The 17,672-nt window shown below is 67.8% G+C and carries 16 protein-coding genes; 8 read left to right on the forward strand and 8 right to left on the reverse strand.

From position 1 onward, the window contains the following. Positions 1-85: 85 nt before the first annotated feature. Together C9424_RS16380 and C9424_RS16385 are read right to left on the reverse strand one after the other, a co-directional pair. Positions 86-727 carry a VC0807 family protein gene (locus C9424_RS16380; protein ID WP_116767961.1) on the reverse strand — a complete coding sequence of 214 codons (642 nt, stop codon included), beginning with the start codon at positions 725-727 and terminating at the stop codon, positions 86-88. Between the two features lie 589 nt (positions 728-1,316). Further along, positions 1,317-2,357 (reverse strand): NAD-dependent epimerase/dehydratase family protein, encoded by a 1,041-nt coding sequence (locus C9424_RS16385; RefSeq protein WP_116767962.1) that lies wholly within the window; start codon positions 2,355-2,357, stop codon positions 1,317-1,319. Positions 2,358-2,492: 135 nt separating this feature from the next. Between C9424_RS16385 and C9424_RS16390 the strand changes: the two genes are divergently transcribed. The 3 genes from C9424_RS16390 (at position 2,493) to C9424_RS16400 (ending at position 6,324) form a co-directional block, all read left to right on the forward strand. Then, positions 2,493-5,207, forward strand: a complete 2,715-nt coding sequence (locus C9424_RS16390) for a LuxR C-terminal-related transcriptional regulator (RefSeq protein ID WP_116767963.1) — start codon at positions 2,493-2,495, stop codon at positions 5,205-5,207. Between the two features lie 125 nt (positions 5,208-5,332). Further along, positions 5,333-6,022, forward strand: coding sequence for a hypothetical protein (locus tag C9424_RS16395; protein WP_116767964.1), 690 nt, complete (start codon positions 5,333-5,335; stop codon positions 6,020-6,022). Positions 6,023-6,054: 32 nt separating this feature from the next. After that, positions 6,055-6,324: a hypothetical protein gene (locus C9424_RS16400; protein WP_116768003.1), complete on the forward strand. Its 270-nt coding sequence runs from the start codon at positions 6,055-6,057 to the stop codon at positions 6,322-6,324. Here the strand turns inward: C9424_RS16400 and C9424_RS16405 are convergent. From C9424_RS16405 to C9424_RS16420, 4 genes are all read right to left on the reverse strand, one after another. After that, positions 6,321-6,821, reverse strand: a complete 501-nt coding sequence (locus tag C9424_RS16405) for a DinB family protein (RefSeq protein ID WP_116767965.1) — start codon at positions 6,819-6,821, stop codon at positions 6,321-6,323. The two genes, C9424_RS16400 and C9424_RS16405, sit on opposite strands and share 4 nt — an antisense overlap. 76 nt (positions 6,822-6,897) lie before the next feature. Next, on the reverse strand, positions 6,898-7,542 hold the full coding sequence (locus tag C9424_RS16410; RefSeq protein ID WP_116767966.1) for an MBL fold metallo-hydrolase: 645 nt from the start codon (positions 7,540-7,542) through the stop codon (positions 6,898-6,900). Next, a complete protein-coding gene (locus C9424_RS16415) occupies positions 7,539-8,624 on the reverse strand; it encodes an S-(hydroxymethyl)mycothiol dehydrogenase (RefSeq protein WP_116767967.1) in 1,086 nt (361 codons plus the stop codon). Before C9424_RS16415 ends, C9424_RS16410 begins: the two co-directional genes overlap by 4 nt. A gap of 147 nt (positions 8,625-8,771) precedes the next feature. Further along, positions 8,772-9,029, reverse strand: a complete 258-nt coding sequence (locus C9424_RS16420; protein WP_091252308.1) for a mycoredoxin — start codon at positions 9,027-9,029, stop codon at positions 8,772-8,774. Between the two features lie 135 nt (positions 9,030-9,164). Here C9424_RS16420 and C9424_RS16425 point away from each other — a divergent pair, with 135 nt between their 5' ends. Next, positions 9,165-9,914 (forward strand): SOS response-associated peptidase, encoded by a 750-nt coding sequence (locus C9424_RS16425; protein ID WP_116767968.1) that lies wholly within the window; start codon positions 9,165-9,167, stop codon positions 9,912-9,914. Positions 9,915-9,930: 16 nt separating this feature from the next. Here the strand turns inward: C9424_RS16425 and C9424_RS16430 are convergent, their stop codons facing one another. Then, positions 9,931-10,353 (reverse strand): VOC family protein, encoded by a 423-nt coding sequence (locus C9424_RS16430; protein ID WP_116767969.1) that lies wholly within the window; start codon positions 10,351-10,353, stop codon positions 9,931-9,933. Positions 10,354-10,367: 14 nt separating this feature from the next. On the opposite strand from C9424_RS16430, the gene C9424_RS16435 reads away from it, so the two are divergent. Further along, positions 10,368-10,694 (forward strand): chorismate mutase, encoded by a 327-nt coding sequence (locus C9424_RS16435; RefSeq protein ID WP_091252314.1) that lies wholly within the window; start codon positions 10,368-10,370, stop codon positions 10,692-10,694. Between the two features lie 29 nt (positions 10,695-10,723). On the opposite strand, the gene C9424_RS16440 is transcribed toward C9424_RS16435, so the two are convergent. Further along, positions 10,724-11,110, reverse strand: coding sequence for a hypothetical protein (locus tag C9424_RS16440; protein WP_091252316.1), 387 nt, complete (start codon positions 11,108-11,110; stop codon positions 10,724-10,726). A 538-nt stretch (positions 11,111-11,648) separates the two neighbouring features. Here C9424_RS16440 and C9424_RS16445 point away from each other — a divergent pair. From C9424_RS16445 to thrS, 3 genes are all read left to right on the forward strand, one after another. Then, positions 11,649-11,984 carry a DUF6504 family protein gene (locus C9424_RS16445; protein WP_116767970.1) on the forward strand — a complete coding sequence of 112 codons (336 nt, stop codon included), beginning with the start codon at positions 11,649-11,651 and terminating at the stop codon, positions 11,982-11,984. Further along, complete coding sequence (locus C9424_RS16450) at positions 11,981-15,493, forward strand: DNA polymerase III subunit alpha (protein ID WP_116767971.1); 3,513 nt, start codon at positions 11,981-11,983, stop codon at positions 15,491-15,493. The genes C9424_RS16445 and C9424_RS16450 overlap by 4 nt, the downstream gene beginning before the upstream one ends. A 158-nt stretch (positions 15,494-15,651) precedes the next feature. Then, a complete protein-coding gene (gene thrS, locus C9424_RS16455; RefSeq protein WP_116767972.1) occupies positions 15,652-17,661 on the forward strand; it encodes a threonine--tRNA ligase in 2,010 nt (669 codons plus the stop codon). Positions 17,662-17,672: the final 11 nt, after the last annotated feature.

Consider the following 17,672-nt stretch of genomic DNA (forward strand, 5'->3'; position numbering starts at 1 on the left):
CCGCCGCTTCACGGTCGTAGTGTGAGCCCCTTCACAAGGCAGCCGTCCAATCAACTTACGATGCTTATGAGCCGAGATGGAGCCGTCAGGAAGACCGCGCTGCTTGCCGTCGTTTCAGGTCCCAGGCAGTCCAGGCGATGAGGGCGGCGAAAACGGTCACTGCCAGGGCGGCCGAAACCCCCACCATGACGTCAATAGGCAGCAGATAGACCAGGACGGCCCGCGTGCTGGCTTCAGCAATCAGTCCCGCACCCCAAACGGCGGAAATCTTCAGGTGCCAGCGGCGCACCGCAGGGTTGCGGTGGAATTCCCGGTCCATTTCCCCGGCGCGCTCCGGACTCCAGGTCTTGGCTGCGTCCAAAGTCAGGGGATGTCCCAGGGCAGCCAAAACCAGGAACGAAACACCAAGGCCGCCGGTGATAGCAGAGTCCTTGAGCAGCAGAAACCGCGGGTCACCGGTAAGGAAAGAAAGGCCCAGGCCGAGTCCGAAGACGATGACCATCAGCATCGCAAACGGGTTCAGGGAATGTCCCTTGAACGCGGTCCACAACAGCCGGCATGCAGCTGCTCCCGTCGCCGCCAGCAGTGCTGCCCAGTCCGTGGCACCGGCCAGGTGCAGGACGTAGTAGGCAGCGAGCGGTGCCCCTACGTCCCAAGCCAGACCCCGGACCAGCGCACGCGTCACCAAACCCGGACGTTCCCGTCCCGAAGCCTGCTCAGCGTTCATCGGGGTGCTCCGTCCCTTTTCCGGATGCGGGCTCTTTGAACAACACACCGGCTACAGCAGTCTTCCGAAGAAGACCGAGGACCATGCAGTCAGCAGCACGATCACGAGCATGCCGTCCGCCAAACGACCTCCGGCCGTGACGGCATACCAAGCCTTCCCCGAGACCGGGGACCAGGCCCTTCGTTGGCCGAATTCGGTGAATCGCCGCCACGGGGACCCCGCCGAAATCGGCGATCACCGGAGCCGCCGTCTTCAGCTCCCCTCCGCTTATGACCAAGAGCTTCACCGGCCAGCAACGCCATGCTAGGTCCGAGCAGGAAGCGTCGTCAACAGGCCCGCAACCGGGTTGAATCGCCTCGGGATGCTCCTATTCCTGTCGATTCGTGGCTTGGGGTGTTCGGCTGGCTGGACTCCGGCAGGAGGGTGATCGACTGCCCTAGCAGTGAACAGCGCATCCAGCTGCTTGGGAACACCGCCATCTTCTCGCACCGGGTCGCCACGACCGTCCAGACAAGTTCCTCAGGATCCCGCGCAGTAAGTGACGAACGGGAGACCATCGTTTCTGCCCGAAGTCAGGACGGTCGTGTCCTCAGCATGAACAAGCACTTGTTGGCCTGCCCCGGTCTGTGAGGTACGAATCCTCGAGGTCGTAGTCGGTGAAGTTGCTGAAGAACCCGTCCGCGGCGTCGGGCCGGTTGGCAGGCGAGGCAAGGAGCCAGTCAATTTCTGCCGTCACCGTCTCGGCGTAGGTGCCCACAGGCTCGTAACCCAGTGCCGTGGAAGCCTGGGTGTCGAGGACCAGCGGCGGGGTGAAGTTCCAGGGGTGGGCACCCAGTTCGGGATGGTCCCCGGCCTCGAGGAGGATCTCTTCCCACTCGTGGCCGAGGTAGGCCGCGACGGTGCGGGCGATCTCCAGGCTGGTGGGCGCATCGGGATCTGCGCTGTTGAGGATCCGTTGTCCCGGGCGGGCGGCGACTGTTTCGATGAGGGCCGCGGTGTTGACGGCGGCACTCGTATGGTCGCCTCCCGCGCCAGCCGTGGCCAGGAATACTGCGGGGCGGCGGTCGAGGATACGCTTCACGAACATCCACTCCCGCGGCACGGCTGCGCCTTCGCCATGAACCTTGGATGGGCGGATGACAGTGACGGGATGCCCGGTGTCGAGCAGCACATGTTCGGCGGCGACTTTGTTGGCGCCGTAGCCCTCGCGGGAATCGTAGCCGCCGTTCAGCGGCTTCATGGTGGGCCGGTCTTCCCGGATGGGATGCGGGAAGCACGGCGGGACGTCCGAGTTGACGTGGTTGCCGGCGTCGTCGGTGTACACGGCTTTGCTGGACAGCATGACCGCAGACCCGACCCCGGAAAGGTGCGGGAGGAGCAGGCGGGCTTCGGCAGCTGTGTAGCAGGCGGCATCAACTAGAAGATCCGCGCCGTTTCCCAGTGCCTGCGCCAGATCGTGTCCGCTGCGCCGGTCCGATGCGAGGAACCGGGCGCCCGCAGCACGAAGAGCGGACGGCATCTTTGACGCGTCCCGGCCCGTGATGCGGACCTGCCACCCGGCCTCCAGCAAGCGGTGCGCGATGGCCCGGCCAAGCACGCCGGTGCCCCCAAGAATGACTGCCTGTTTCATTCGCACCACACTAGTGGGCCACCAGGCGGCCGCAGCGCAGTGACTTCACCCGGATTCGCCGGCGTCTCCCCGGTACGCTGAAGCTATCTGCAGCACACTTCAGCCAGGGTTGTGAACGTTTGGAACGGGGATCCCATGGCATATCCGGTGATTGCCACGAAGCTCTACGTCCCCAGGCCGCGACGTGGACTGGTGGCACGCCCGCGGCTCAGTGAGCTTCTGCGCCGCGGAGCCGAGTCGTCACTGACGTTGGTGTCCGCCCCCGCAGGGTTCGGCAAGACGACTCTCCTTGCCGGGTGGTTGGCTGAGGTATCCGGCGAAGACCATTGCGTGGCGTGGCTCTCGCTCGATCAAGCCGACAGCGAGCCTGCGGTGTTCTGGACCTATGTGGTGACCGCGCTCCAAACGGCGGTGCCCGGCGTCGGCTCTACTGCGCTCGAACTGACGGGGACGTCCCCGTTCCCCACCGAGCGTGTGCTCACTACGGTGCTGAACGAACTGGCCGCCGCCCCGGCCGCTGTCTGGCTGGTGCTGGACGACTACCACTTGGTGGACGGCCACGATGTCGGCGAAGGTATGGCCTTCCTGCTGGAGCACCTTCCGCCCCACGTGCACGTCGTGATCAGCACGCGCGCCGACCCCTCGCTGCCGCTGTCCCGCTGGCGCGTGCGCGGCGAGCTGGTCGAGATCCGTGCCGCGGAGCTGCGCTTCACGCCGGAGGAGGCCGCCGCCTACCTCAACGGGGCGGCGGGACTGGACCTGGCAGCCGGGGATGTCGCGGCTTTGGAGGAACGCACGGAGGGGTGGATTGCCGCGCTGCAGCTCGCCGCGCTCTCACTCCAGGGGCGCGACGACGTCGCCGGTTTCATCGCCCGGTTCGCCGGGAACGACCGGTATGTGGTCGATTACCTCGTCGAGGAGGTGCTGCAGCATCAACCTGAACCGGTTCGCGGCTTCCTCTTGCAGTCCGCTGTGCTTGACCGGCTGACGGGGCCGCTCTGTGACGCCGTCACCGGCCGCGACGACGGAGGCCAGATGCTCATGGTCCTGGAGCGGGCGAACCTCTTCCTTGTCCCGCTGGACGAGCGGCGGGAATGGTACCGGTACCACCACCTCTTTGCTGACGTGCTGCGCGCCCGCCTGCTCAGCGAACGGCCTGAGCAGGTTCCCCTGCTGCATCAGCGCGCCAGCCGGTGGTTCGAGGCCAACAATCTGCCAGCTGAGGCGATCAGGCACACAATGGCCGCCGGGGACTTCGACCACGCAGCTCACCTCATGGAACTGGCTGTGCCGACGATCCGGCGCAACCGGCAGGACGCGATGCTGCTCGGCTGGCTGAGGGAACTGCCCGACGACGCCGTCCGGCGCAGCCCGGTGCTGAGCGTCTTCTCCGGCTTCATGCTCATGGTCTCCGGAGACCTCGATCAGGTCGGCCCGCGGCTTGACGACGCGGAACGCGCGCTGGCTGCGGTACCGGCCGGGGAGGTTCCCCCTTGGGCCGATACCGAGGCGCTCCAGTCGTTGCCATCGACCATCGCCGTCTACCGCGCCTCGCTCGCGCAAGCACGGGGCGATGTGGCCGGCACGGTCGAACATGCCCGGCGCGCACTGGATCTGGCCCGCCCGGGCGACCATCTCGGGCGGGGCGCTGCCGCCGGATTCCTAGGTCTCGCCGCGTGGGCAAAGGGCGACGTAGCGGCAGCACTGGAGACGTTCACGCAGGCCGTGGCCAGCCTCCACGCTGCCGGCAACCTGGTCGACGAGCTCAGCAGTACGGTGGTGCTTGCCGACATGTGGCTCGCGGCCGGCCGGCCGGGCAAGGCACGCCGGCTCTACCGGAGCGCGCTGCAGCGGGCCGAGGCGCACGGTGAGTCCGTAGCACGGGCCACCGCCGAGCTGCACGTCGGACTGGCCGAGATCGACTGCCAGGCCGGAGACCTGGGCAGCGCCAGGCGACACCTCGACACCGCCGCAGTATTCGCCGAGCGGGCGCCGGTGACCGAAAGCCGCTATCGGTGGTTCGTGGCGATGGCGCTGATCGCCCGGGCCGAAGGAGCCCCGGAGAAGGCGGTCAATCTCCTGGACGAGGCGGAGACGCTCTACCAGCGGGGGTTCTTCCCCGATGTGCGCCCTATCGCTGCGATGAGGGCCAGGGTCTGGATCGCCCAGGGCAAGATACCGGAGGCCGACGAGTGGGCACGCGAGCGCGGCGTGTCCGCCACGGACCAGGCCAGCTATCTGCGCGAGTCCGACCACCTCACCTTGGTACGTCTGCTCATCGCGCAGCACCGTACAGACCCCGGCGGCATCGCGATCGGCCCGGCAGCCCGCCTATTGGACCGGTTGCTGGAGGCCGCTGGGGCAAGTGGCCGCGCCGGAAGCGCCATGGAGATCCGCATGCTGCAGGCCTTGGCACAGGACGCGCAGGGGCATCGGACGCAGGCCCGCGAGGCTCTCGGCCGGGCATTGGCCGAGGCACCCGAGCCAGGCGACTACGTGCGGCTCTTCCTGGACGAGGGGACCCCGATGATGGAGCTGCTGCGCGACGCCACACGCCACGGCATCGGCGGAGACCACGCCCGCCGCTTGCTCAGCTTGGGTGCGTCCGTCCAGGCGCAGTCCCCCGGCCCGGGGGAGCGCCCGCCGCCGTCGTCCGTTGTCCCCTTGAGCAAGCGGGAGCTGCAGGTGCTCAGGCTCCTCGACAGTGAGCTGAGCGGGCCGCAGATCGCCGTCGAACTGTTCATCTCGCACAACACGCTGCGCACCCACACCAAGCACATCTTCACCAAGCTCGACGTCACGGACCGCAGGGGGGCCGTCCGCCGGGCACGCGAAAGAGGCCTGCTGTAGCCGCGGCGCGCACATCTCACCCTGTCAGTCACATCGCGGGGTGACGCCCGGTCACCCCGTCCGTCCCTACATTTGAGTCATTCCGCGGCGCCCCGCCACGGAAACCCAGAACCAGGGAGCCGGACATGTCCATCACCACCACCAAACTCACCCGCTGGGCCGGCCTTTGCGCCGTCGCGGCGGGCCTGCTGTTCATCGGCGTCCAGATCAACCACCCGCACCTGGATGCCGCCTTCGTCACCACCACCGAATGGACTGTCCGCCAAAGCCTGAAGGTCCTCATGTCCGTCCTGTCGCTCGTCGGCATCACCGGCATGTACCTCCGCCAGGTGAAGCAGACCGGAGTGCTCGGCCTGATCGGGTACACGGTGTTCGGCGTTGGTTATCTCATCATGATGAGCGTCGAAGTCATTGGTGTAGTGGTCCTTCCGGCCCTCGCCAACAGTGCACCCGGCTACGTCAACGACGTTCTCGCCGCAGCCACCGGCGGGCACCCGGCCGGCGACGTCGGCCTGATGCAGCCCCTCAGCGTGGTGTCTGGCCTCACCTACCTGGCCGGCGGACTCCTCTTCGGCATCGCACTCTTCCGCGCCAACGTCCTGGCCCGCTGGGCTGCGGCGGTCCTCGCCGGCGGCACCGTCGCAACCATCGTGATCCCACTGCTTCCGCAGATCAACGAAAGGCTGTTCGCCGTCCCCACTGGTGTCGCCCTGATCGGCCTCGGATATTCGCTGTGGCGCGATCAGCGCGCCGCAGCCGGCCGCGACCAGCTCAATTTCACCGGGGCGCCGCTCAACCCGGCTGACGTCAAGTGAGCACGCAGGGCGACGGCGGAGGCCGGGCCACCATGACCCGGCACCGAGAACGGCCGGAGCCCACGGGCTACCGGCTCCGGGTCAACGGACACCTCGACGAGCAGTGGTCCGCCTGGTTCGGCGACCTGGCCCTGACCCACGATAGCGACGGCACTACAAGCCTCAGCGGTTTCGTCGCCGACCAGGCGGCCCTGTTTGGGCTGCTCATGAAGGTCCGGGACCTCGGCATCATCCTGGTCTCCGTCGAGGCCATCGGTCCGGCTAGCTCACTGCCCCGCTCCGCCGCGAACTCCCAGCGCTAGCTCCGGGCGGCGAGGATCTGCTCGCGCAGGATGTCCGCGTGACCGCAGTGCTGGGCCAGTTCCCGGAGCATGTGCAGGTAGACCCACCGCAGGGGCAGCGGACCCCGTCGGTTGCCCCGGACGAGGTCGTCAAGATCCAGCGGCGCGGCCGCCCGGCGGGAGTCCCCGCAGGCACGGCTGTAGGCGGACTGCAGGCCCGCGATGGTGTCGCCCGGCTCGAGGATGAACGATTCGTCCGGGGTGGCCGGGATCCCGATCTCCGCCCGGGTCCGGCACGTGATGGCCTCGTCAAACCAGACCCTCTCCACAAACGTGGCGTGCTTGACCAGCCCCAGGAGGGTGGTCCGCGAGGGGACCAGCGATGCCCGGGCCTCCTGTTCCGTGAGCCCGTCCAGGCAGTTGTGCAGTGCCGCCCGGTGCTCGTCGAGGAACGAATCGAACTGGGTGCGCAGGTCCGCGGTCAGGGTTGCCGGATCCATGCTGGGAAAGGGGCTCATGGGCCCTCATCCTAGGGCGGGACGGCCCGGTCCGGAAGTGGCGGACCGGGCCTTTCCAGGGGGCACCGGTGCGGGGTCAGTGCCCGCGGGCGATCCATTCCTCAAGGTGCGGCGCTTCGGCGCCGATCGTCGTCGGATCTCCGTGGCCGGTGCGCACCACCGTGTCCGCCGGGAGCGGCAGGAGCCGGTGGCGGATGGACTCGATGATGGTGGGGAAGTCGCTGAAGGACCGTCCGGTGGCCCCGGGGCCGCCCTGGAACAGCGTGTCGCCACTGAACACGGTGTGTTCAGAAACAGCGCCCTCGCCCTCGAACAGGAAGCACACGGATCCGGGCGAATGGCCGGGCGTGTGCAGTGCCGTGAGCCTGGCCCCGGCGACGTCGAAGGTGTCGCCGTCGGCAATCGCGTGGTCCGGCCCGGTGCCGGGGAACACCTGCTCCCACAGCATCCAGTCGTCCCGGTGCAGGTACACGGGCGCGTTCACGAGCGTCCGGACGTCGCCGACGGCGCGGATGTGGTCATCGTGGCCGTGCGTGAGCAGGATCGCGGCGACCTTCCGGCCCGCGACGGCCGCGGTCACGGCAGCGGGATCGTGAGCGGGGTCGATGATGACGCATTCGGTGTCATCGCCGACGATCCACACGTTGTTGTCAACGTCCCAGGTCCCGCCGTCGAGCGAGAATGTCCCGGAGGTGACCAGCCGGTCGATCCGGACGCTCACAGCTCCACCACCGAGCGCAGCACCGCGCCGGCGTGCATCTTCCCGAAGGCTTCTTCGATCTGGTCGATCGTGATCCGCTCGGTCACGAAGGCGTCCAGGTCCAGCTTGCCCTGCCGGTAGAGGCTGATGAGCATGGGGAAGTCGCGCGAGGGCAGGCAGTCGCCGTACCAGGAGGACTTGAGCGAGCCGCCGCGGCCGAACACGTCCAGCAGCGGGAGCTCCAGGGTCATGTCGGGGCTCGGGACGCCCACCAGCACCACGGTGCCGGCGAGGTCACGGGCGTAGAAGGCCTGCTTGTACGTTTCCGGGCGGCCGACGGCGTCAATCACCACATCGGCGCCGAAACCGCCGGTCAGTTCGCGGATTGCTTCCACGGGGTCGACGGCGGAGGAGTCCACCGTGTGGGTGGCGCCGAGTTCCCGGGCGCGCTGAAGCTTCTTGGCGTCGATGTCGACGGCGATCACGGTGGTGGCGCCGGCGAGCGCCGCACCGGCGATGGCCGCCACGCCCACGCCGCCGCAGCCGATCACGGCGACCGAATCGCCGCGCTGGACGTTCCCGGTGTTGATCGCGGCGCCGATCCCTGCCATCACGCCGCAACCGAGCAGCCCGACGGCGGCGGGGTCGGCGTCGGGATCCACCTTGGTGCACTGGCCGGCCGCCACGAGGGTCTTCTCGGCGAAGGCGCCGATGCCCAGGGCCGTGCTTAGCTCCGTGCCGTCTTCCAGCGTCATCTTCTGGGTGGCGTTGTGGGTGTTGAAGCAGTACTGGGGCTCACCGCGGCGGCAGGCCCGGCACTCGCCGCACACGGCACGCCAGTTCAAGACCACGCGGTCACCGGGAGCGACCTCGGTGACGTCCGGTCCGACGGCGCTGACAACGCCCGTGGCCTCGTGGCCGAGCAGGAAGGGGAAGTCGTCGTTGATCGCGCCCTGCTTGTAGTGCAGATCGGTGTGGCAGACGCCGCACGTGAGGATGTCCACGAGGGCCTCGCCGGGACCGGGGTCCGGCACCAGGATCGTCTCCAGGGTGACATCGGCATTCTTGGAACGGACTACTGCGCCCTTGACTTTATGGACCATGGCATAAGCTCCTCTGCTCGAATCGCGGGTTACCCGCACAACTTACCCGCAAATCTACCCGCACAGCCTGCCGGGACAACGGGGGACGGCACGGCCCGTGGGGGCCGCGCCGTCGTGATTTGGTGCTGCTTTTGGATAAAGGGAAGGCTAGGCGGCGAGCCGGCTCTTGACCTCGGCCGCGGAGGGGTTGGTCGCGGCGGTGCCGTCCGGGAACAGCACGGTGGGGACGGTGCGGTTGCCTCCGTTGAGCTGCTCCACGAGATCGGCAGTGCCTTCGACTTCCTCGATGTTGATCTCGGTGTACCCGATGCCCTGCGCGTCCAGCTGCTTCTTCAGCCGGGTGCAGTAGCCGCACCACGTGGTCGAAAACATGGTGATGGTGCCGGTTTCGGGGGTGAAATCCACGAAGTTCTCCTCAAGCTAGTGGTTGGGGCCGGCGTGGAGGGCCGGGCGCCCACGGAAGTCGTACGTCACTTCCAATAACCGTACCGCGCAGCACACTATTCCCGCACGACGGTCCGCGGTGGCATGCTGGAGGGCATGTGTGGACGCTACGTGATGGCCCGGGCCGTCGGAGACCTGCTGGCCGAGTTCGACGCCGAACTCGAACACGAGATCGCGATCCCGCCGTCGTGGAACGTCGCCCCGACCGCGGACGTGCCCATTCTGCTCGAACGGCTCATCGATGGGAACCCGGTGCGGCAGCTGCACCTTGCGCGCTGGGGGCTGGTGCCGTCCTGGGCCAAGGACCCCGGGATCGGCTCGAAGATGATCAACGCCCGCAGCGAGAGCGTGCTGGAGAAGCCCTCGTTCCGGAAGGCCGTGCGGTCCCGGCGCTGCGCCGTCCCCGCGGACGGCTACTACGAATGGAAAGCCGGTGAGGGCCGCAGCAAGCAGCCGTACTACGTGCACCCGAGCGACGGCGGCCCGATGGTGTTCGCCGGACTGTACGAATGGTGGAAGGACCCGTCCAAGGCCGACGGCGATCCGCACCGCTGGCTGCTCTCGACATCGATCCTGACTACCGACTCGCCGCCCGAAGACTATGCCGGCGGGATGCTGGCGGAACTGACGGCCCTGCACGACCGGGTCCCGCTGCCGATGGACCGGGCGACCATGCAGGCCTGGTTGGACCCGCACGCCGGGGACGCCGCCACCCTGGTGGACCTGGTCCGCTCGGGGGCGCACGATGTCGCCGAGGGCTGGACCATCGACGCCGTCGGCACCGCGGTCGGAAACGTGAAGAATGATTCCGCCGAACTCATCAAGCCGGTGGGCAGCCTGTTCTAGTCACAGCGTCTTCGGGTCACAGTGTCACAGTGCCGCCGTCGTCGACCTCCCAGCCGGGATTGAAGGCGACCTCCCAGCGGTAGCCGTCGGGATCGGCAAAGTACCCGGTGTAGCCGCCCCAGGACTGGGTCTTCGGCGCCGCGACGATCGTGGCTCCCGCGGACTCGGCCTCCGCCATCACCCAGTCAACTTCCGCCGCGCTGCCCAGGTTGTGGCTCAGCGTGATGCAGGGAATGCCGGCTGGCGGATCGGTGGCCGCTTCGGCCTGCATCTGACCCGCGTCCCAGAGCGAGAGGATGAGGCCGTGATTGGCCTGGATAAAGAGGACCTCGCCCCGGACTTCCCGGCGGACGGGCCAGCCCAGGCCATCCACATAGAAACTGCGGGAGGCGTCAACACTGTGGACACCCAGTGAAATTAAATCGACTCGTGGCTGCATCTTTGGATACTGTCATGAACATGTCCACAAATCACGGATACGACAAAGATGCCCAGGCCGACAAGGCACAGCTCGCAGCTGTGCGGGTGGCAGTGGATGAGGTGGATGAGCAGATCGTGGCGCTGATCGGCCGCCGGGAGCGGCTGATCCGGATCGCCGGGACCCTGAAGGCGGACAGCGCGGAGGTTCGGGCGCCGGGCCGCGTGGAGCGCGTGATCGAACACGTCAAGGCCGTCGCGGAGCAGAAAGACATCGATCCCGACATCGTCGAGAAGACCTACCGCGCCATGGTGGAGGCCTTCACCGCGCTCGAACTCGAAGTGTACAAAGCCGGCAGCTGAGGCTTCTGCTTCCTGCCGGGCCAGCGCGCCTAGAGGGCCTCTTCCACGGGCACGTTGGACTGGTAGTCCCGGCCGTCGGCGTCGCTGAACGCCGTCATGAGGTGACCCTTCGGCAGCCCCAGCACCGTGGTGAGCGGGAAATGGCCGGTAATGGTGTTGCCCGAGTGCTCGACGCCCTTGAGGTCGAAATTTTCCTCGGTGCCGTCATGGCTGAAGCAGTAGAAGGACACGGCCTCGCCGTTCATGAACTCGATCCCCATTCTTCGCTGATGGGAATGGTCCGGGGTTGCCGCCACGAGCCCCACCACATAGGCGCCCTGGCCGGGGATATTGCCGTCTATATCAAAAGTCGCCACCAAGGTTGAATCCTTGGCGGCGATGCTTACGTGCTTCAGGAGTGCGTTGTGGGAGCTCATGGCTCAATCCTGCTACCTGCACCTGCGTCCGTCCACCCCTGATCTGTCGGTGGTCTGCGGAGCAGCTCGTTCGCGGCGTGGGGATCGGCGGTGCCGTCCCCGGTCCCATTGACGTGGTCGCGTAGGGCTGCCTTCCTGCGCCGTCCCGCGGGGACGATGAGCACCGCGACGGCGAGGTCCACTGCCCCGGCCGCGTCACCGGATGGGGCTGTGGCGGAAAGCCGGGGTCTCCTGGTGCTGGGGGACGCCGGTGCCGAGGCTGGGAAGGGCGCCGCAGCTGCGGCGGCCGGGGCGTAGCGGGACACAGAGCCGTTGCCGGTGCCGTTGCCCGTGCTGATGGCGCGGGAGGGTCGGGCCGCTCCCGCCGGCCCCGTTGTAGTTGCCCATCATGCATCCGGTGCAATGCCGCAAGGAATGGGTTTTGTCGCCACTCCGACGTAGACTGGCCTTATTCGAATATATGTTCGAATAACGTGAATGCAGTGGCATGAAAGCGGGGACTGGGCCGGCTCCAGCCCGGACTGGGTCGGGAGGCAACGTGGGCATGTTCAGCGAGTCCGTGGATGTCGCCTGCACGCCCTCCGGGCAGCCCCTGCGGCTTGACTGGGCGGGCCGGCACTACACGGTCTGCGCGGAACCGGTCCGCTGGTATGAACGCCGCCAGTGGTGGACGGAGGAAAGCCGGGCCCCCCTCGGGAGCGGTCCGGGCCTGGTGGACCACGAGATCTGGCGGGTCCAGGTGCGTGCCGACGGGGAGGACGCGGCGGAGCCCACCCTCACCCTTGACCTGAGCCGGCACGTCAGTAGCGGCCGGTGGCGGCTCGTGCGAATCCACGACGCCCTGCAGCCCCACCGGAAGCCCGAAACAGCATGAGCTTCACCCATCTGCACGTCTCCACCGCCTTCAGCGCCCACTACGGCGTCTCATGGCCGGAGGAACTGGCCGCGGCCGCAGCCGCCGACGGCGCCACCGCGCTGGCCTGCACCGACCGTGACGGGCTCTACGGAACCGTCAAGCACCTGAAGGCGTGCATGGCCGCCGGGCTGGATGCGATCGTCGGGGTGGACCTCGCGGTCTTTGACGACGACGGCGACCTCCGCACCCAGCTCGGGGGACGCGTCGTCGTGCTGGCGCACGGACACAACAACGGCGCCGGTTACCGGGCGCTGTGCCGGCTGATCTCCGACGCCCATGCCCGTACCACGGGCAAGGCGCAGGGAGCGGTTCCGGTGGCCGTCACCCGGGCCGAACTGGCCTCCCGCACCCTGGACCCGGAAACCCTGCAGCCGGTCCTGACGGTGCTGATCGGTCCGGACTCCGACGTCGGCCGTGCCATGGGCGGCCGGCGGTACCTGCGGCCCCGCACCCTGTTCAAACGCTGGCTGGACGCCATGCCCCCCGGGACGCTGGCGGCGGAAGTCGTTTCCCAGCTCAGCCCGCCCGGGGAACCGCTGAGCACCGCCCACGCGGTGCGCATGCTCAAACTCGCCGCGGAACACGGGGTGCCCGCCGTGCTGAGCAACGCCGTGCGGTATGTCGCCGAGGACGGCGCGGCCACCGCCGACGTGCTGGACTCCGCCCGGACGCTCAAATCCCTGCCCGAGCTCTCCGCCGCCCCGCTGCTGCAGCCCAACGGGCAGGGCTGGCTCAAATCGGCGGCCCGGATGCTCGAACTGGCCAAGGAGATCATCCACGCCGCCGGGTACGGCACGGCGGACCTCAAGCGGCTCCTCGCCCAGACCGAGGCGCTCGCGGACCGCTGCCGCATGGACCCCGTGGCCGACATGGGTTGGAAGCAGCCCGTGGTCCCGGAAGCGTCCGTGATCGGGATCGCCGGCGACGCGCTCGCAGAGCTGACCCTGCGCTGTGAGGCCGGCATCGGCCGCCGCTTCCCGGGAATCTCCGGGCAGCGGGAACAGCAGATGCGGACCCGGCTGAAACACGAGCTCCGGATCATCGACTCACTGGGCTTCGCCTCCTATTTCCTGACCGTCGCCGAAGTCTCACGGATGATCCTGGCCATGGGCGTCCGGGCGGCCGCCCGCGGTTCGGGCGCCTCCAGCCTGGTCAACTACCTGATCGACATCAGCCAGGTGAACCCGCTCCAGCACGACCTCATCTTTGAACGCTTCCTCTCCCGTGACCGCGCCACGCTGCCCGACATCGACATCGACGTCGAAAGCGCCGAACGGCACAACGTCTACCGGAAGATCTTTGAGCGCTTCGGAGCCGAACGCGTCACGCTGATGAGCATGCAAAACGGCTACCGCGCTCGCGGTGCCGTGCGGGACGCCGGCCTGGCCCTGGGCATGGACGACGGCGAGGTCGGGGAAATCGCCAAGCAGCTGTGGCGGTTCTCGGCCCGGCACTTCCGCGAAGCCCTCGTGGAGAAACCCGAACTGAAGGAATTCGCCGACCGGGTGGAGCAGCGCGGCTTCAGCGAAAACCAGCAGCTGGACCTGCTGGTGGACCTCACGGAACGGCTGGACCGGCTGCCCCGCCACATCTCCATGCACCCGTGCGGCGTTATCCTCGGCGACGCCACCCTGCTGGACCGCACCCCCGTGCAGCCCAGCGGCCTGGGCCTGCCCATGAGCCAGTTCGACAAGCACGACATGGACCCCATGGGCATGCTCAAACTCGATGTCCTGGGCGTCCGGATGCAGAGCGCCATGGCCTTCGCCGTCCGGGAGGTCATCCGGCTCCACCCCTCCAAGGCCGAGGTAGTGGCCGCCGGCGCACATCAGGCCGGTCCGGACGGGACGGGCCCGGATTACATTGCCGAGGATGGGCGCATCGACCTCAACGCGGTCCCGCTCGATGACGAACCGACCTTTGAACTGATCCGCAGCACCCACACCCTGGGCTGTTTCCAGATCGAATCCCCGGGCCAGCGCGAACTGATCGGCAAGATGGCACCCCGGGAATTCAACGATCTCATCATTGACATCTCGCTGTTCCGCCCCGGCCCGATGAAATCCGACATGGTCCGGCCCTTCCTGGAGCACCGGCACGGGTTCGCCCCCGAGGTCTACCCGCACCCCGACCTCAAGCCGGTCCTCAAGGAGACCCACGGGGTCACCGTCTTCCACGAACAAATCCTCAAAACCTTCGACGTCATGACCGGATGCGGGCTGGCGCGCGCCGACGAATTCCGCCGGGCGCTGGGCAACGACGTCCTGGAGGCCAAGGTGGAGGAGTTCTTCCGGAAGGAGGCGCGGGCCCGGAACTACAGCCCGGAGGTGGTGGACAAGGTCTGGGGCACGCTGAAGGCCTTTGGCAGCTTCGGGTTCTGCAAGGCCCACGGAGCAGCCTTCGCCGTGCCCACCTACCAGTCGGCCTGGCTCAAGGCGCACCACCCGGAGGCCTTCCTGGCCGGGCTCTGGGAGCACGACCCCGGCATGTACCCCAAACGCCTGCTCGTGGCCGAGGCGCGCCGGCTGGGCATCCCCATCCTTCCCCTCGACATCAACCGGAGCCAGGCCGAGTACCGGGTGGAACGGGTGGAATCCGGGCCGGACCGGGGCAAGCTGGGCATCCGGCTGAGCCTGAACGGCATCTTCGGGCTCTCCGCCGCCGAGCTGAAGCGGATTGTGGCCGGCCAGCCCTACGATTCCCTGGCGGACCTGCGCGCCCGGTCGCGGCTGAGCAGGCCGAGTATCCAGCGCCTGGCCCAGCTGGGCGCCTTCGACACCCTGCACCGGGCGTCCGGGGGAGCGGCGAACCGCGCGGATCTGGTCCAGCACCTGCAAAAGCTCCAGGCCCGCCCGCACCGGAAGGGCGTGGAGGTCATTGAGGGCCAGCTGGCGTTGCCGCTGGGTGACATGGAACTGAAGAACCTCAAGGCGGTGCTGCCCGCGCCCAGCATGGTGGACAACGTGCGGGCGGAACTGGACCTCATGGCCGTGGACGTCAGCGAGCACCTCATGACCAGCCACCGTCCGCTGTTGGACCGGCTCGGCGTCACCACCGCGGACAAGCTGCTGGGACTGCGCAACGGCACGGAGGTGCTGGTCGCCGGGGTGCGGGTGGCCACCCAGACCCCGCCCATGCGCGGCGGCCGCCGGGTGGTGTTCATCAGCGTCGACGACGGCACGGGCTGCGTGGATTCGGTCTTCTTCCACGAGGCGCAGGAGCAGTCCGGGTCCTTGCTGTTCGGGACCCGTTTGCTGCTGATCCGCGGCACCACCCGCCGGACCGGGCCGCGGGGGATCAGCATCAGCGCCTCCATGGCCTGGGACCTCAGCCGCCCCGAAACCCTGCCGTTTCCGGTAGCGGCGCCGGGCGCCCCCGCCTATCCCGGGCCGGAGCTGCCCGTTCCCCTGCCCGGCCCCCTGGACGGGATCAGCAGGAACCTCGCCATTACCGGGCTGGGCGGCTGACCGGCCAGCGGCGCGGCCGCAATAGCGCTGCGCCTGCGGCGCCGCCGCACCCGTGGCGCGTTGGTTGGCCTCTGGAGAAACCGATAGCATGGACGAGGCTGGCTGTGGTCCCCGTACGCCACAAGCTACGAAGCCTTAACTTTGAATAGGAGACACCCGTGTCAGATGCCCAGCAGATCACCCTTCTCGTCGACGGCGAAGAGACCAAGGTGACTACCGGGACCACCGGCGCGGAACTCTTCTTTGAGCGCCGCGATGTTGTTGTGGCCCGCGTCAACGGCGAGTTGAAGGACCTGGACCAGCCCCTTCCCGAGCACGCCACGGTCGAGGCCATCACCATTGATTCCCCGGACGGGCTCAACGTCCTGCGCCACTCTACGGCCCACGTCATGGCCCAGGCCGTGCAGCAGCTGCGCCCCGACGCGAAGCTCGGCATCGGCCCCTACATCACCGACGGCTTCTACTTCGACTTCGACGTCGCGGAACCGTTCACCCCGGAGGACCTGAAGGCCCTGGAAAAGATGATGCAGAAGATCATCAACCAGAACCAGAAGTTCGTGCGCCGCGTCGTCACCGAGGACGAGGCCCGCGAGGCGATGAAGGACGAGCCCTACAAGCTTGAGCTCCTGGGCAAGAAGAACGACGCCGCCGACGCCGGCGAGGGCGTCAACGTCGAGGTGGGCGCCGGCGACCTCACCATCTACGACAACGTCGACCGCAAGAGCGGCGACAGCATCTGGTGCGATCTGTGCCGCGGCCCGCACCTGCCGAACACCAAGCTGATCTCCAACGCCTTCGCCCTGACCCGGTCCTCGGCCGCCTACTGGCTGGGCAACCAGAACAACCAGCAGCTGCAGCGCATCTACGGCACCGCCTGGCCCACCAAGGATGCGCTCAAGGCCTACCAGGAGCGCATCGCCGAGGCCGAGCGCCGCGACCACCGCAAACTCGGCGCGGAACTGGACCTGTTCTCCTTCCCGGACGAGCTCGGCTCCGGCCTGCCGGTCTTCCACCCCAAGGGCGGCATCATCCGCAAGGCCATGGAGGACTACTCCCGGCAGCGCCACGTCGACGCCGGCTACGAGTTCGTCTACACCCCCCACATCACCAAGGGCCACCTGTACGAGGTCTCCGGCCACCTGGACTGGTACCGCGAAGGCATGTTCCCGGCCATGCACATCGACGCGGAACTGAACGAGGACGGCACGGTCCGCAAGCCGGGCCAGGACTACTACCTCAAGCCGATGAACTGCCCGATGCACAACCTGATCTTCCGGTCCCGGGGGCGCTCGTACCGCGAACTGCCGCTGCGGCTCTTCGAGTTCGGCTCGGTCTACCGTTACGAGAAGTCCGGCGTGGTCCACGGACTGACCCGCGTTCGGGGCATGACCCAGGACGACGCCCACATCTACTGCACCCGCGAGCAGATGAAGGACGAGCTCACCACCACGCTGAACTTCGTCCTCGGGCTGCTCAAGGACTACGGCCTGGATGACTTCTACCTCGAACTCTCCACCAAGAACCCGGACAAGTTTGTCGGCGACGACGCCACGTGGGAGGAAGCCACCCGCACCCTCGCCGAGGTGGCCGAAGCCTCCGGCCTGGAGCTGGTCCCGGATCCGGGCGGAGCCGCGTTCTACGGCCCCAAGATCTCGGTCCAGGCCAAGGACGCGCTCGGCCGCACCTGGCAGATGTCCACCATCCAGCTGGACTTCAACCTGCCCGAACGCTTCGAGCTCGAGTTCCAGGCCGCCGACGGCACCCGCCAGCGGCCCGTGATGATCCACCGCGCCCTGTTCGGCTCGGTGGAGCGCTTCATGGGCGTGCTGACCGAGCACTACGCCGGAGCCTTCCCGGCCTGGCTGGCTCCCGTGCAGGTGGTGGGCATCCCGGTGGCGGAGGCCTTCAACGACTACATGTTCGACGTCGTCGGCCAGCTCAAGGCAGCCGGCATCCGCGCCGAGGTGGACATTTCCTCGGACCGCTTCCCGAAGAAGATCCGCACGGCCAGCAAGGACAAGATCCCGTTCGTGCTGATCGCCGGCGGAGACGACGCCGAGGCGGGAGCGGTGTCCTTCCGCTTCCGTGACGGCAGCCAGGACAACGGCGTGCCCGTCGCCGAAGCCGTCCAGCGGATCGTCGACGCTGTCCGCAACCGGACCAGCTAGGCAGACGGAAG

Origin of the sequence: Arthrobacter sp. H-02-3 (assembly GCF_003097355.1) — a bacterium.
Lineage (GTDB): Bacteria > Actinomycetota > Actinomycetes > Actinomycetales > Micrococcaceae > Arthrobacter > Arthrobacter humicola.

What these genes read in the sequence shown, in the direction of transcription:
- C9424_RS16400 (WP_116768003.1), top strand. Translation starts at nt 6,055, where the DNA reads ATGACCCGGCACCGAGAACGGCCGGAGCCCACGGGCTACCGGCTCCGG.
- C9424_RS16415 (WP_116767967.1), bottom strand. Translation starts at nt 8,624, where the DNA reads ATGGTCCATAAAGTCAAGGGCGCAGTAGTCCGTTCCAAGAATGCCGAT.
- C9424_RS16450 (WP_116767971.1), top strand. Translation starts at nt 11,981, where the DNA reads ATGAGCTTCACCCATCTGCACGTCTCCACCGCCTTCAGCGCCCACTAC.
- C9424_RS16440 (WP_091252316.1), bottom strand. Translation starts at nt 11,110, where the DNA reads ATGAGCTCCCACAACGCACTCCTGAAGCACGTAAGCATCGCCGCCAAG.
- C9424_RS16385 (WP_116767962.1), bottom strand. Translation starts at nt 2,357, where the DNA reads ATGAAACAGGCAGTCATTCTTGGGGGCACCGGCGTGCTTGGCCGGGCC.
- C9424_RS16380 (WP_116767961.1), bottom strand. Translation starts at nt 727, where the DNA reads ATGAACGCTGAGCAGGCTTCGGGACGGGAACGTCCGGGTTTGGTGACG.
- C9424_RS16390 (WP_116767963.1), top strand. Translation starts at nt 2,493, where the DNA reads ATGGCATATCCGGTGATTGCCACGAAGCTCTACGTCCCCAGGCCGCGA.
- C9424_RS16405 (WP_116767965.1), bottom strand. Translation starts at nt 6,821, where the DNA reads ATGAGCCCCTTTCCCAGCATGGATCCGGCAACCCTGACCGCGGACCTG.
- C9424_RS16395 (WP_116767964.1), top strand. Translation starts at nt 5,333, where the DNA reads ATGTCCATCACCACCACCAAACTCACCCGCTGGGCCGGCCTTTGCGCC.
- C9424_RS16435 (WP_091252314.1), top strand. Translation starts at nt 10,368, where the DNA reads ATGAACATGTCCACAAATCACGGATACGACAAAGATGCCCAGGCCGAC.
- C9424_RS16430 (WP_116767969.1), bottom strand. Translation starts at nt 10,353, where the DNA reads ATGCAGCCACGAGTCGATTTAATTTCACTGGGTGTCCACAGTGTTGAC.
- C9424_RS16425 (WP_116767968.1), top strand. Translation starts at nt 9,165, where the DNA reads ATGTGTGGACGCTACGTGATGGCCCGGGCCGTCGGAGACCTGCTGGCC.